Origin of the sequence: Tessaracoccus flavus (assembly GCF_001997295.1) — a bacterium.
Taxonomy (GTDB): domain Bacteria; phylum Actinomycetota; class Actinomycetes; order Propionibacteriales; family Propionibacteriaceae; genus Arachnia; species Arachnia flava.
Genome location: NZ_CP019605.1, coordinates 852,517 through 866,111 on the forward strand (window position 1 = coordinate 852,517; position 13,595 = coordinate 866,111).

At 66.4% G+C, this 13,595-nt stretch carries 10 protein-coding genes and 1 pseudogene; 8 read left to right on the forward strand and 3 right to left on the reverse strand.

Annotated features, from left to right (window positions below):
• Position 1: 1 nt before the first annotated feature.
• Entirely contained in the window at positions 2–892 is an 891-nt protein-coding gene (locus tag RPIT_RS03780) for a methylenetetrahydrofolate reductase (RefSeq protein WP_077340788.1), read from the forward strand.
• A 9-nt stretch (positions 893–901) separates the two neighbouring features.
• Here RPIT_RS03780 and RPIT_RS03785 read toward each other — a convergent pair whose 3' ends face one another.
• Both RPIT_RS03785 and RPIT_RS03790 read right to left on the reverse strand, forming a co-directional pair.
• On the reverse strand, positions 902–2,749 hold the full coding sequence (locus RPIT_RS03785) for a N,N-dimethylformamidase beta subunit family domain-containing protein (RefSeq protein WP_143028168.1): 1,848 nt from the start codon (positions 2,747–2,749) through the stop codon (positions 902–904).
• Between the two features lie 112 nt (positions 2,750–2,861).
• Complete coding sequence (locus RPIT_RS03790; RefSeq protein ID WP_093664672.1) at positions 2,862–5,057, reverse strand: HelD family protein; 2,196 nt, start codon at positions 5,055–5,057, stop codon at positions 2,862–2,864.
• Positions 5,058–5,221: 164 nt separating this feature from the next.
• Between RPIT_RS03790 and RPIT_RS03795 the strand changes: the two genes are divergently transcribed.
• Together RPIT_RS03795 and RPIT_RS03800 are read left to right on the forward strand one after the other, a co-directional pair.
• Positions 5,222–6,064: a DsbA family protein gene (locus RPIT_RS03795; RefSeq protein WP_162274481.1), complete on the forward strand. Its 843-nt coding sequence runs from the start codon at positions 5,222–5,224 to the stop codon at positions 6,062–6,064.
• On the forward strand, positions 6,064–6,870 hold the full coding sequence (locus RPIT_RS03800; protein ID WP_218121513.1) for a cytochrome c biogenesis CcdA family protein: 807 nt from the start codon (positions 6,064–6,066) through the stop codon (positions 6,868–6,870). The genes RPIT_RS03795 and RPIT_RS03800 overlap by 1 nt, the downstream gene beginning before the upstream one ends.
• Here RPIT_RS03800 and RPIT_RS03805 read toward each other — a convergent pair.
• Entirely contained in the window at positions 6,867–8,021 is a 1,155-nt protein-coding gene (locus tag RPIT_RS03805; RefSeq protein WP_077340807.1) for a phytoene desaturase family protein, read from the reverse strand. The genes RPIT_RS03800 and RPIT_RS03805 overlap by 4 nt on opposite strands.
• Positions 8,022–8,435: 414 nt before the next feature.
• On the opposite strand from RPIT_RS03805, the gene RPIT_RS03810 reads away from it, so the two are divergent.
• The 5 genes and pseudogenes from RPIT_RS03810 to RPIT_RS03830 all read left to right on the forward strand — a co-directional run.
• The gene (locus tag RPIT_RS03810; protein ID WP_143028169.1) at positions 8,436–9,461 is read left to right on the forward strand and encodes a hypothetical protein; all 1,026 of its coding nucleotides are present in this window, start codon (positions 8,436–8,438) and stop codon (positions 9,459–9,461) included.
• Between the two features lie 401 nt (positions 9,462–9,862).
• Positions 9,863–10,801 (forward strand): efflux RND transporter periplasmic adaptor subunit, encoded by a 939-nt coding sequence (locus RPIT_RS03815; RefSeq protein WP_162274482.1) that lies wholly within the window; start codon positions 9,863–9,865, stop codon positions 10,799–10,801.
• The gene (locus RPIT_RS03820) at positions 10,798–11,466 is read left to right on the forward strand and encodes an ABC transporter ATP-binding protein (RefSeq protein WP_077340813.1); all 669 of its coding nucleotides are present in this window, start codon (positions 10,798–10,800) and stop codon (positions 11,464–11,466) included. Before RPIT_RS03815 ends, RPIT_RS03820 begins: the two co-directional genes overlap by 4 nt.
• Positions 11,444–12,661, forward strand: coding sequence for an ABC transporter permease (locus RPIT_RS03825; RefSeq protein ID WP_077340815.1), 1,218 nt, complete (start codon positions 11,444–11,446; stop codon positions 12,659–12,661). The genes RPIT_RS03820 and RPIT_RS03825 overlap by 23 nt, the downstream gene beginning before the upstream one ends.
• Positions 12,662–12,804: 143 nt before the next feature.
• Positions 12,805–13,122: pseudogene (locus tag RPIT_RS03830) on the forward strand (transposase); the annotation flags it as partial.
• Positions 13,123–13,595 lie beyond the last annotated feature (473 nt).

Here is a 13,595-nt window from a genome sequence, read left to right on the forward strand (position 1 = left end):
CATGCCCACCCCTCCACCGACCCCCGGCAGCGTGCGAGAACTCCTCGACGCCGCCACCGGACCACTGTTCTCATTCGAGTTCTTCCCTCCCCGGACGGACGACGAGGAGCCGGTGCTGTGGGCCGCCGTCGAGGCGCTTGCGCCGCTGGATCCCGACTTCGTGTCGGTCACCTACGGTGCGACCGGGTCGAGGCGCGACCGGACCATCCACGCGACACGGCGGATCGCGTCGTCGGGCGGCCCCCTGACCGTGGGGCACCTCACCTGCGTCGCACAGTCGAAGGCCGAGATCGCCGAGGCGTTGGCCGCCTATCGGGACGTGGGAGTGACGAACATCCTGGCCATCAGAGGCGACATGCCGGGCGGAGGGGACTGGGTCCGGCATCCTGACGGGCTCGCCAACGCCACCGAACTGGTGTCGTTCATCAAGGAGCAGGGCGATTTCTGCGTGGGGGTGGCCGCGTTCGCCAACCCCCACGAGACCACGCTCGATCCGGAGCTGGACGCCCAGATCCTTGCGGCCAAGGTGGAGGCCGGGGCCGAGTTCGCGATCACGCAGCTGTTCTTCGAGGCCGAGCGCTATGCCGAGCTTGTCGCGCGGATGAGGGCCATGGACTGCGAGGTGCCGATCATCCCGGGCATCATGCCGCTGACCGTCATCACCCAGATCGAACGCTTCGCCGCCCTGTCCGGATGCCCCCTGCCCGAGCGCTTCGTCGGCGAACTGCGGGCGCTCGGTTCGAAGGAGGAGGTCCGGGCGCATGGGCTGGCGGAGGCGGTGCGGTTGTGTCGGGAGCTGCTCGACGCCGGAGCCCCGGGGCTGCAGTTCTTCACGCAGAACCGCTCCAAGGCCACGCGCGAGGTGCTGGCCGCCCTCAAGGGGCGGGTCTGACGGCCCGGTTCAGCGGAAGAGCACCAGCGAGTTGAACAGCCAGACCTGCCGCTGCCACTCGTAGCCGGCTGTGCCGTCCCGGCGCGGCCCGACGACGTCGGCGCGCAGGTAGTTGCGGCAGGCGTTCCGCCCAGTCGCCGGGGTGTCGCACTCGCTTCGCCACTGACGGCCCTCAGCGCTGACCCACGTGCCGGTCCTGGCCAGTGGGTTGCCCTGCCACACCGAGCGGGGCAGGGGCTTGTAGGTGAGGTTGTTGAAGACCCATCCGGTGCTGCGGATAAAGCCGGTCCCGCTAGGCCGGACAGTGGTGGCCCAGATCTCCGTGCGGCAGCGCTCCGTCTGCGAGTACGCCTCGCAGACGGTTCGCCAGCGCCGCCCGTTGACGAGGTGTTCGCCCGGGGTGACGTAGACGAGTTCCGGACGTTTCTCGAGGTCGGGCGTGCTGGGGAAGCGGAGCGCCAGCGGGCCCTTGGCCGCCTCGACGACGAGGTTGCGCAGGAACCCTCGCGCAAAGGCGCGGGACTCCGCCGGTGCCACGTCGATCCACGGCGACACGGCCCAGGCGAACCCGAACGTGGCCACGTTGACCACCCCCGCACCCGAGGGGGCGGTGTAGTAGGTCAGGTCCGAGCGTCCCATCATGTTCTTGCATTGCAGCGGGCTGCTCGCGACGACGCTGGTCGTCGACGGGGAGGCTGCTGCGACCTGGTCGATCTCGTGTCCCACGAGGCCCGGGAACTGCGACCCCGCCCGGACCCCCAGGCCAGCGAACCCCCAGAAGCCGGGGTCGGTGACCACCAGGGGGGCGGCTACGTACGATGGGCTGGCGCAGACGTACTGCCCGCCCAGGAGCGAGGCCTCGGGGGCGGCTGCGGGCGGCGAGCGCCAGAGCGTCGTCGTGTCCCGGGAGTTCTGGACGGGGTCCTCGGCTGCGTCCTTGTAGCTTGTGATGACCGTGCCGTCGTCGTTCCACCTGATGCGCCAGTAGGCGGTGTTGCCACCCAGGAACAGCAGGTTCGTGCCGCTGTCGCGGAGCTTTTCGACTGCGGTGCGCATCTCGACGCTCCAGTACTCGTCGTGGCCGAGGAACACCATCGCGGGGGAGCCCGCATACTGCCCGGCGCCGTCCCGGTGCAGCGCGAAGTTGGTGGTGTAGGACAGCGGGACGCCCAGGGAGTCGAGATGGTGGATCAGGCCCACCTCGTAGTTCAGGATCTTCTGGACCCGTCCAGTGCCCTGGGAGGCGAACGGCCGGTTGAACGTCACGCGCCGTGAACGGTGGTCCCACGAGATCCGGCCGTCTCCGTCGACCCCCTGGTAGAGGCTGGAGCCGCCCGTGGGGTTGTAGGCCTGATGGGTGGCGGTGCCGGACATGATCGTGACCGTGCCTGCGTGGCTGGCCGAGCGCAGGATCACCGGAACTGTCTTGCGGAGTCCTGACGGGTGACGCAGGTTGAAGAAGTACACGCCCGGCTGCCAGCCCGCGGTGTCGATCGAGTGGGTGACGGACCAGGCAGAGCAGTCCACCATGTAGTCCGCCTCGACGGTGCAGGGCGGCTGGTCGGTGCCTGCCTGGGAGGGGATCTGGGCGACGAGCCGCCCGCCCGTGCCGCCGTAGTGGCCGATGCGGTACACATCGATGGCCACCGGCTGCCCGGGGCTGTGGACCCGCAAGGCAACCGTGTCACCGGCGAGGACGCTCTCGGCGCCGTGGAAACCGCTCAGGGCCGAGTCGGTGGCCTGTTCCTCCACGAGGACCCGCCAATCGTCTGGGCCAGGCGTAGCGTGCGCGTCCGGTGCCGAGGCACCGCCCCAGGCGAGACAAGCAGCCAACAGCAGCAGTGCCCAGCGCACCATGTTTTCCCCCAAGCGTCATTGCTGGAAGTAGCGTACCGAGATCAGGCGGCACCCCGTCCAGCGACTCGGTCTAACAGGCGTGGCCGGTCGCCGAACCTTGAATGTCCCGGGCTCAGTCGAGGGGGGCGCGCCAGGTGCTCGTGTCGACGTCGAGGATCGTCATCCGCTGCGTGGCGCGGGTCAGGGCGACGTAGAGCACGCGCTCGCGTCCTGGGACCTCCTCCACGATGCGGTCGGGAGCGAGCACCAGCACCCCGTCGTACTCCAGCCCCTTGGCCTGGAGCGGGGTGACAACAATGAGCCGGTCCTCGAAGGCACGCAGCCGGTCATCCTCCATGACGAACAGTTGGACGTCCTTGAGCATCGACGGCGGACACACGACGCCGATGGTCCCGTTGACCTGGCCGGCGAGATCGATCAGGTGCTCGCGCAACGCGCCGTGCAGATCGGCGGACGAGGTGGCATCGAGGTGCGGTTCCACGCCGGTGGAACGCACCGCCCGTGGCAGGTCGGCGTCGGGGAAGACCTGGGTGATGACCTTCGCCGCCAGTTCGAACACCTCGCTGGGGGAGCGGTAGTTCGTGCTGAGGGTGAAGGTGCGGCTCTGGCCGCGGCCGACGAGGTCAGCCATGGCCGCCGCCGTCTCATCCTGGCGGGGATAGGAGCTCTGGGCAGGGTCGCCCACGATGGTCCAGGACGACTGCGGCCCCCGACGGCGCAGCATCCGCCACTGCATGGGCGTCACATCCTGCCCCTCGTCGACCAGGATGTGCGCGTACGTGGTCACCGGATCCTCGTCGGGCTCGCGGGCGCGCTCCTGCCGGAGGAGGTCAGCTGTGGTCAGCACCTCCGCGACGTCGCCGCCCTCGAGGAACAGGTCGATCTCCTCGGCCTCATCCGGAGCCTGGCCCAGGATGTCCACCAGTTCGTCGAGCAGCGCGATATCGGCCACCGACCAGCCGCGGACGATCTCGGCGCCCTCGTCCGAGCCGGCGACCCAGGCGTACGACCTGGCCAGCGCGGTCCGTTCATCAGCGGTGAGCCGGTCGCCGACCTTCGCCACGACGGCCGGGTCGGCCAGCCGGGCGAGCACGCGGGTCGCGCTCAGCGTGGGCCACCAGGCGTTCATGAACATCAGCAGGCTCGGGTGCTCGCGGACCCGCTCCTCCAGCTCGGCGGGCTCGATCGACACGTCGTCGGGGAACTTGCGGAGCAGCGCCTGCACCACCGCGTCGAACGCCATCGCGCGGCCGCGGTTGAGCTTGGTCGACGCCAGCACGTGGTCGCGGATCCGGTTGAGCTCGGCCTCCCCGAGTCCGAGAACCTCACCCTTGACCGTCACGCGGACGCGCAGCGCCTCGGGATGGTCGATGAGCGGCAGCCGCACCAGCCGGCGCAGCACATCGAGCATCGACAGGCTGCCCTTCACGGTCGCCGACGCCGCGTCGTCCACCCGTTCGCTGGCGAATCCCAGCACGTCGTTGGCGGCCGAACCGATGGCCTTGAGCGTCACCGAGTCCTCACCGAGGCTGGGCAGGACGCGCTCGATGTAGTTCATGAACACGTTGGACGGGCCGACGACGAGCACCCCGCCCTTCTCCAGCCGTGCCCGGTTGGTGTAGAGCAGGTAGGCGGCGCGGTGGAGGGCGACGACGGTCTTGCCGGTGCCGGGGCCGCCCGAGATGATCGTGACGCCCTGGTAGGGCGCGCGGATCGCTTCGTCCTGCTCGGCCTGGATGGTGGCGACGATGTCGCGCATGGTCCGGCCGCGCGCCCTCGTGAGCGCCGCCATGAGGGCGCCCTCGCCGAAGATCGGCAGGGACGTCTCGGCGGAGCCGTCGAGGAGGTCGTCCTCGATGCCGACCACCCGGTCGTCGCGGCACCGCAGCACCCGGCGCCGGACGACGCCCATGGGCTCGGCCTGCGTGGCGCGGTAGAACGGCTCGGCCGCCGGCGCGCGCCAGTCGATGACCAGGGGCTCGTACTCCTTGTCGCGCACCCCGATCCGGCCGATGTATCGGGTCTCGTCCGGGCTGAGATCGATGCGGCCGAACACCAGCCCCTCATGCTCCGAGTCGAGCACCGCCAGCCGGCGGGCGGCCTGGTAGGCGAAGGCGTCGCGCTCGAAGAGGGCGGTGCTGTCCTCCTCGCGGAGGAAGTTCGTGCGGTCGGAAAGGAAGATCTCGCGACCCTGCCGGGCCATGGACTTGGCGTTGGCGGTGGCGGTGTTCAGGTTGGCGTAGACCTTGTCCACGTGGGCCTGCTCCAGCGCGATCTCGCGTTCCAAATCAGCGCGCGATGTACTCAAAACAATGCATCCTCGGGGTGAGACAGACAGTCCAGCCTACTACCCCGCAGGGGTCGCAGTGCGCGCGACGCCCAGCCCTGCGGTGTCGTGGCGCGGGCTCCGCTGGGATTTGTGCGCGGCGTCGGGCACAGTGGAGGCCGAACCCTCGAACCAGAAGCGAGCCCATGACCGACGCGCAGCCCATCGACCAGCCGGACGACACCGCCCCCGCCGAAACCTTCAGCGGTGCGCCGGATCAGTCGCCCAAGGACCCCACCATGGTCTACAAGGCGGTGATCGTCGGTCTCGTCCTCGTCGTCGTCGTGCTCGGCGGGCTGCTGGCGATGCGGCCAGGAACTCCCGCAGCGGTGCCCGCTCCTGCGGCCACCTCGACGCCGCCGGCCACACCGGCGCCGGACCAGCCGGCTCCCCAGCCCTCCATCGACCCGCAGCAGGTGGCGGAGATGGAGCGCTTCATGGTGGAAGACCTGCCGAGGCGGATCGAGGGCGATCCCCTCGCGATGGGCAACATCGATGCGCCTGTGGTGCTGACCGAGTGGGCCGACTACCGGTGCCCCTTCTGCTCGGTGTGGGCCGAGGATGTGCTCCCGGGCCTCCAGCGCTACATCGACGACGGGACGCTACGGGTGGAGTTCCGCGACCTGGCCATCTTCGGTGACGAATCGATCAGGGCCGCTACCGCTGCGCGCGCCGCGGGCGAGCAGGGGCAGTTCTTCGAGTTTTCGCACGAGTTGTTCAGCGCGCTGCCCAACGAGGGCCACCCCGACATTCCCGACGAGCTCGTGTACGGCATCGTCGCCGACCTCGGCCTGGACCGGGCCACGTTCGAAGCAGACTGGGCCGACCCCGCCCATCAGGAGGCGGTGCTGGCCGACAGCGCCGAGGCCAACGGGTTCGGCGTCACGTCCACGCCGTCGTTCGTGATCGGCAGCCAGTTCGTCTCGGGTGCCCAGCCGCTGTCGACGTTCGAGCAGATCATCGAAGAGCAGCTCGCCCTCCACGGCTGATGGGCGTCGGTTACGCTGGCGCCTTCCTCGGCGGGGCGGCGGCTCTGTTCAGTCCGTGCGCGGCGTTGCTGCTCCCCGCCTTCTTTGCCTACGCCTTCGGCGGCTCGAAAGCCACCCTGCTCGGGCGCACAGCGCTGTTCTATCTGGGTCTTCTGCTGACGCTGGTGCCGCTCGGCGTGGCGGCCGGCGCACTGGGAGGGTTACTCACCACGCACCGGGGTACTGTCGCAACGATCGGCGGCGTCGTGCTGATCGGCTTCGGTCTGCTCACCGCGCTCGGCATCCAGCTGCCGGTGCCTGGCGTGAAGCAGAGCGGCCGGGACCCGCGGGGCGCCCTGGGCACAGTGCTGCTCGGCGCGACCTACGGGCTCGCGGGGGCGTGCACCGGGCCCCTCCTCGGCGCGGTGCTGACGATGGCGGCGGTCGGCGGCAGCGTCGGGTACGGCGCGGTGCTGCTGGCGTTGTTCGGCGCCGGGATGGTCGTGCCGCTCGTGCTGCTGGCGCTCGTCTGGGACCGGCTGCGGCTCGGCCAGCGGTGGGGTCGGGCGCGGGCGCTGAGAATCGGTCCGTTCACGACGTCGGTGCTGGGCTTGGTGAGCGGGTTGCTCTTCGCCGCCGTCGGAGTGCTCTTCGTGGCCACCGACGCGACTGCGGGGCTCGGCGGCATCCTCGACGCCACGGCACAGTTCCGCCTGGAGTCCTGGCTGGCGGAGGTGGGCCGGGCGGTGCCGGACCTCGCGGTCATGGGGGCGGCCGCCGTCGTCGTCCTGCTGGTCGGCTGGGGATGGCTGCGCGGGTCGCGCTAGCGGCGGCTGCGGTTGGTCGGTCGGCAATCCTCGCCGGTCAGCCGCTCGTGCACCTCGTACACGGCCAGGGCCGCGCTGGCCAGTTCCGCCCATGGCTCCGGGCCGGCGGGTGAGCAGGCCGAGGCGCGGGACGGAGCGCCCGCACGGTCGATCGGGACCCGGCGCAGCACGGAGCGTGCCGATCGCGGCTCCAGGCCCCAGCTGACGGCGCGGTGTGCGTGGTTGTAGTCGCGGGTCAGCACGCTGACCCCCTCCGCGGTGGGCACCCGCCAGGTCACCACCGGCCACCTGCCCGTGTGGTCGATCACCTCGGAGAACGGTTCCTCACCGGCCCTGTCCTCCCAGGAGTGGCTCGTCGCCGGAGCGAGCGCTGCCCGGGTGAGCAGCGGCGCCCGCGGCAGGCAGTCCACCGAGTGCTCCTCGGCTCCGAGACCCTCCACCACGCGCACTCGACGGGTGGCCAGCCGCTCCTCCAACAGGCCGAGGAGGCGCGTAGCGGGGAGAGCTGCGCCGTCGGCGTCGACGAGCCGCCACCGGCCGAACGTGCGCTCCACCACCAACCGGCTCGCGAGCAACCCAGGAGCGCGCCGGGAGCGGGTTCCCGCGAGCGGGGCCAGACTCAGCACAATCTCGGCAAGATGAGGATGCCCGACCCTCTCGGCGACGTCGGCGAGGGTCCGGTCGAGCCACAGCGCGCGGAGGTTTGCTCCGCCGGTTGGGGAAGCAGGGCTCTCGACGCCGAAGCGACGCGCCGCCAGCCATACCTCGTCCAGTGCATCCAGCGTGTCGCGCCACCGCTCGGCCACGGGCTGGCCGTAGCGGGCGGTGAGGATCGCGAACTGACGGCCACGCTCGGTCGGCAGTGGCAGCTCGGCGCCGTCGACGAAGCGGTGGATGGCGGGTGGCGCCTCGATCAGCTCCAGACTCGAGCGGGCCAGCTCGGCGTCCAGGGTGCGGCCCGACTTCTTGAACAGGTCGCGCCACGTAGCGGGCAGGGTGAGCACCGGTGCCAGGCGGTCCTGCGCGGGGGACCAGTGGGCGCCAAGGTCGTCGCCGCCGGTGTCGAGCTCGACGATATGACCGAGCTTGGCCAACCGGGCGGCGCACGCGATGCCGGCGAGAGTGGCACCGCGGATCCTGAGGCTGGGCATGAGAGTCAGGATAGGCGAGGCTGGCGGGTGGGGTTATGCAACAGAAGGGCGGGGCCGGAGAATCAACGACCGCGAGCGTGAGCCCCAGAGACTGATGAACCGCGTTTGACCGTAGTGGGTGGTAGCCTCCCGTGAGACCCATGGTGATCGATGTGTGAGGAATCCAATGGTAGAGAGCCGAATGAACCGTCGAGGCCGCCAGAAAGCAGCGTTGGGAGCAGCCGTCGCCACCTACCGTTACCCACATGGATGCTTGACCGCCGAGAACACCGACGCCGAAATTCCTCGCGCAGTGATGCCCACCGGATGGAACGATGTGGTTTCGTCGGTCAAAGACTCATACAAATGTGACTTTGTCCTTTTCTGGGATGGTGGCTTAGTGGGGGCCCGTACCTACAAGGACACACAGATGAGTTGGAACAACGTAGGTTCCACCTGGAACAATCAGACAAGTTCGTTCTGGATCTCGTGATGGTGTCTAGGGGGATCCGCTCGGCATCCCCACGAGAAGGATCCCTGATATCGATGGTTTTCAGAGGTGCCTGTGCCGCGCTGCTTGTGGTCGCACTAGCGGGATGCGTTCCTGAAGTCGGGTCGAGGCCGCCGAACGAGCGCGTCGGCGCCACTCCTGCAACCACAGGACTCACGCCGGTAACGTCCGAGAGCCAGCTGGTCTTGCCGCTTGATCGCTATCAGACCACGGTGGATGAGTGGCGCTTGATAATGGATAGCCAGCAGCACGCTCGGGTCGAATGTATGGGTCGCTTCGGGCTCGAAACCAGGCCTGAGCGATTCGAGCCAGATTTATATGAGGATGTTTACGACAGCGGACATCTTCGATACGGTCTTTTCGATAGAGAGGCCGTGGAGGAGAACGGCTATGGTTCCGGGGAGTCGTCATTGGTTGACGATGCTATCGAGATTCCCATAACAGACGACGTCAGGCGGTTCAAGGAACTGCTGCTGGGGACGGATGCCGTTGGAAATCCCGTCGCGGCAGTCGATGTGTCCGGTGTTCCGCTTCCTAAAGGTGGTTGTAACGCCGAGGTGCAACAGAGGCTCACTGACGGCGTGACTGCAGATGCGGCGTTCTTGGATTTGCCTAACAAACTGTCTTCCGAGGCGCAAGAGGAACTTCTCAGTTCCCAAGAGTTTGCAGCACTCGAAGCAGAGTGGTCAGAGTGCATGGCCGAGTCCGGGTATGAGTTTGTCCACCGCTGGGATGCTGAGGAGTCAGTACTTCGAGAGTCGCCAGCCAGGCAACGAGAGATGGCACTCGAAGACCTGGAGTGTGGTGAGAGGACCAATTTCGTGGCGAGAATGATGTCTCTTGACGCTGCCATACAGGAACGGCTGATCGCAGAAAACGAGGCGTCATTGCGCGGAGCGCTCGAGATGAAGAGGAAGCTTCTGGAGAATGCTAAGGAGCTCTTTCGTTGAGGAGCCTCGTCAGGAAGCGTCCGCTCTTGGCTATGACCCTTCCCGCCATGTTGATGTTGATCATCGGCATGCTTGCTGGCCAGTTGGTGCGGTCGCCGGACCAAGTTGCTGCGGACGCTGCGCCCCCGGCTCCAGCCACTCTCACCTCGAGAGTCGCTCTAGGTAAGATTCAGCGTACCGAATCTGCTGATGCTCGGTTGGAGCAGACGCAGATCGCCCTCGTGTCTCCTGCTATACCGACTAGTGCTGCCCGGCCTATCGTGTCAGCGCTTTGGGTTGACGTTGGCGACGAGGTGACGCAGGGCGATGCACTGCTTGATGTGGGCGGACGTCCCACTTTCCTGATGCCTGGGCGGGTCGCTGCCTATCGAGCCCTAGGGCCCGGTATGAACGGGCCCGACGTGACCCAGCTGCAAGTCGGCCTCCGAAGTCTCGGTTACAGCGTGGAGGAGGGTGAAACCACGTTTGGGGCGTCAACCAAGTCTGCCGTCACACGCTTCTATGAAGATCGCGGCTACTCGGTCGTCGAAGTCGGAGGTGAGGAGTTGAAGGCTGCGGAAGATGCTTTCACTGCAGCTGACCGTGCGGCCGCAACTGCCGAAACTGCGCTGAGGCGGGCTAAGCGCGACTACGACCATGCCGTGGAGGCAGCGGAAGCACTCGGACCAGCGGAGCGGCCAACGCTCGACGGTGTCGATGACGCGACCAGCGCTGTCGAATTTGCGCACGAGGATCTGGAGGCCGCTCGAGAGGCCGTCAACACCGCTCGAGCGGCTGCCGGCCCTCAGATTCCTCTGGGTGAAGTGGCCTTTCTTGTTTTCCTACCAGTGACAGTGGACAAGATTTCCGTTGTGGTTGGTCGTGAGGTTGGTGAGGGGACGGTCCAATTGGCTGCTGGACCTCTGTCCGCGATCGCTACCTTCCCCCGCCCCGTCGGAGACGCGGTTTCGATAGATAACCATGCCACACTCATCGCGCCGGACGGCGAACGATGGGAGGGAGTCGTGAGCAACGTCAAGTTGGTGTCGGAGACCGAAAGCGAAAGCGATGACCGCGTTGAGGTGACGGTTTCCCTCAACGTACCGATCGAGATTCCTAGTGGCTCGACCATGAGGGTGAATGTCGCGACTTTCACCTCTCCTTTCGATCAATTAATGGTTCCCGAGGCAGCCCTCGTGACGAGCGCGGACGGTGAGACCCGCGTTCGCGTCGAGAAGGGCCAAGAGGTCCGCGATGTTGTTGTCACGGTCGGGGAGTCGGGCGACGGCATGGTCGCAGTGACTCCGGTCACCGAGGGAACGCTTGCCGAGGGCGACTTGGTGGTGATCGGGGTCGGATGAACGTCCTCGAGTTTCGCTGCGTCGCCAAGGTCTTCGCAGGGCCGCCTCAAGTGCAGGCGCTCCAGCCGTGCTCGTTCGCGATCTCGTCGGGGGAACTTGTTACTATCACTGGGCCCTCCGGCTCGGGGAAGTCGACACTTCTCAACCTGGCAGGGCTCCTGGATTGCCCAAGTCAGGGCCATGTGTTAGTGAATGGCATCGACACGAGTGAGTTGCGCGAGCAGGAACGAACAGCCATCCGTGGGCAAACTATCGGTTTCGTGTTCCAAGCCTTCCACCTTATGGCTCGACGAACTGTCCTGGAGAACGTCAGTCTTGCCGGGCTTTACCGTCACCAGGACGCCGCAACAAGGATGCGTGGTGCCAGTGCGGCGATCAAACTCGTCGGCCTCGCCGATCGCTCTGAATCACACGCTGGAGTTCTCTCGGGGGGCGAGAGGCAGCGCGTGGCGATAGCGCGTGCGATGGCGGTTCAGCCGACGGTCCTGCTGTGCGACGAACCCACGGGCAACTTGGATTCTGTTAACTCAGCACTCATCGTCGATCTACTCCTCAAGCTCAGTCGATCTGGGACGACGGTAATCTTGATCACGCATAACGCTGCCATTGCTGAAATTGGCACCCGGCGGATGACTCTGCTCGATGGCGTGGTCCACGATGGTTGAGATTCAGCGCAGTCGCGTCCAAACGACTGCGCTCCTCAACGAAGCGATTGCAGGAATCACACAGCGTCCTGGACGCGCGGTGCTCACGGCGCTAGGAACCGTCATCGGTATCGCGGTCCTCATCGCCATCCTTGGGCTCACCAGCTCTGCGAGCGTGCAAGTCTCCAAGGCCTTCAGCCTCGTCGAGGCGACGGAAGTGAGGGTCACCCAGGAAGTCACCTCAATCGGGAGCCGAATAGATGCGCTCGCCTTTCCCTTGAACGCGGGAGACCGGGCTAAGGCCATCACCGGCGTGCGGAACGCTGGTTTACGGTGGCATCTTCAACAGTCAGTCAGCAACCCACCCAGCACCAGAACAATCGAGCTACCCTTTGCAGCCAGCGCCGGCTTCTTGGAAACGGCCGGAGCCACCTACTCGCAGGGCCGTGGCTTCGATACGGGACATGAGGAGCGGACGGCACGGGTCGCCGTGATGGGTATTGGCGCTGCCAACGACCTCGGCATCTCCGACATCAGCCGTTCGCCCGCTGTGATCATCGGTGGTGCCTGGTTCACCGTTATCGGCATCATCGACGACACCCAACGCCTGCCTGAGTTACTCTCCGCCGTCGTGGTGCCGATGACGACGGCCCACGTTTTGTGGCACGATCCGATGCCTGAAATGCAGGTGGACCTCGTCGTCGACGTCGAGCCGGGAGCAGGTCCTATCGTCGGTCAGCAGTTGCCCCTTGCAATGTCTGCGACTCACCCGAACCGTTTCAGCGTCACTCTGCCACCGGATCCCACCAGTCTCCGGGAGACGGTCGACGCTCAACTTAGCGGACTCTTCCTTGTCCTGGCCGTGGTATGCCTGGTGGTCGGTATGGTCGGCATCGCGAACACCACGGTCGTCGCTGTCATGGAGCGCACGGGTGAAATCGGGCTACGGCGGGCGATGGGAGCGCTTCCTCGGCACATCGCGGCGCAGTTCCTCGTTGAGGCGTCCGTGCTGGGGGCTCTTGGCGGCCTGACCGGCACATCGATAGGCGTCGTCACGGTGGTGATCGCATGTTCCGTCCTCGGGTGGACAGCCGTCATTTCGCCTCTGTTAGTCATCCTCGGTCCGCTGGTCGGGCTGGTGGCAGGTGCGGTGGCTGGAATCTACCCGTCGCTTCGGGCGGCCAGCCTAGAACCGGTGGACGCTCTTCGATCCTGACACCGGTGTGGAGGAGGTCGCAGCCAAGGTCGCGCATCTGGCCGAGGGAGACAAGGGCGGGCAGAAGCACACTGCCGCGAGGAGGTCCCTCAGCAGTCCGACGTGACCACCCTGTATTGCGAGACCGATGAGGCGCCTTGAGATACCAGGATGTGATCGACGCCTACCAAGCCCCCGACCCGGTCGAGGGAAAGAAGATCATGACCCGGCTGGTCACCAGCCTCCAAAGCGGGGTTCCTGCCGGCCTCGACGAGCTCCGCTCGCTCGGGCAGACCATGAAACGGCGCCGCGATGACATCCTCGCATTCTTCGACCACCCCGGCACCTCGAACGGTCCCACCGAAGCGATCAATGGCTTACTCGAGCATCTGCGAGGCACAGCCCGAGGGTTCCGCAGCATCGTCAACTACGTCGCCAGATGCCTACTCGACGCTGGCGGGTTCAGACCCCTGATCCACTCACTCTGTGAAGAGCCGGTTATGCAACCAGAAGGGCGGGGCCGGAGAATCGACGACCGCGAGCGTGTGCCCCCAGAGACGGGCAGTGGAACTGGATAGGCGACGGAAGTGAGGGTCACCCAGTGACCCTGATCGATTTCGAAATACAGCGTGGACACGTCGTAGAGGACCAACGTCGCTGGCCCCAGATTCACATGCGCCGTACACGCCGCCGCAAGCCGGCGCCGACAACGGCAACCCGCTTGGTACACTCCTGTTATCGGAAACTGAGGAAGCTGTCCATCAAGGGGGACCCTGCACCGCTTCGCAATCCTACGACGATCCTACATAAGAGCAGCTTGTGGGACTTCTCGCCTTGGCGTTCGCACTCGGGACGGTTCAGCCTGCTAATGCCGCGATCTACAGCGGCACTGGGATGCCCTCGGCAACTCAAACCTATTATCGACCGCTCTACAGTCCAAGCTGGAATGTGCTGC

What these genes read in the sequence shown, in the direction of transcription:
- RPIT_RS03780 (WP_077340788.1), top strand. Translation starts at nt 2, where the DNA reads ATGCCCACCCCTCCACCGACCCCCGGCAGCGTGCGAGAACTCCTCGAC.
- RPIT_RS03785 (WP_143028168.1), bottom strand. Translation starts at nt 2,749, where the DNA reads ATGGTGCGCTGGGCACTGCTGCTGTTGGCTGCTTGTCTCGCCTGGGGC.
- RPIT_RS03795 (WP_162274481.1), top strand. Translation starts at nt 5,222, where the DNA reads ATGACCGACGCGCAGCCCATCGACCAGCCGGACGACACCGCCCCCGCC.
- RPIT_RS03800 (WP_218121513.1), top strand. Translation starts at nt 6,064, where the DNA reads ATGGGCGTCGGTTACGCTGGCGCCTTCCTCGGCGGGGCGGCGGCTCTG.
- RPIT_RS03805 (WP_077340807.1), bottom strand. Translation starts at nt 8,021, where the DNA reads ATGCCCAGCCTCAGGATCCGCGGTGCCACTCTCGCCGGCATCGCGTGC.
- RPIT_RS03820 (WP_077340813.1), top strand. Translation starts at nt 10,798, where the DNA reads ATGAACGTCCTCGAGTTTCGCTGCGTCGCCAAGGTCTTCGCAGGGCCG.
- RPIT_RS03825 (WP_077340815.1), top strand. Translation starts at nt 11,444, where the DNA reads ATGGCGTGGTCCACGATGGTTGAGATTCAGCGCAGTCGCGTCCAAACG.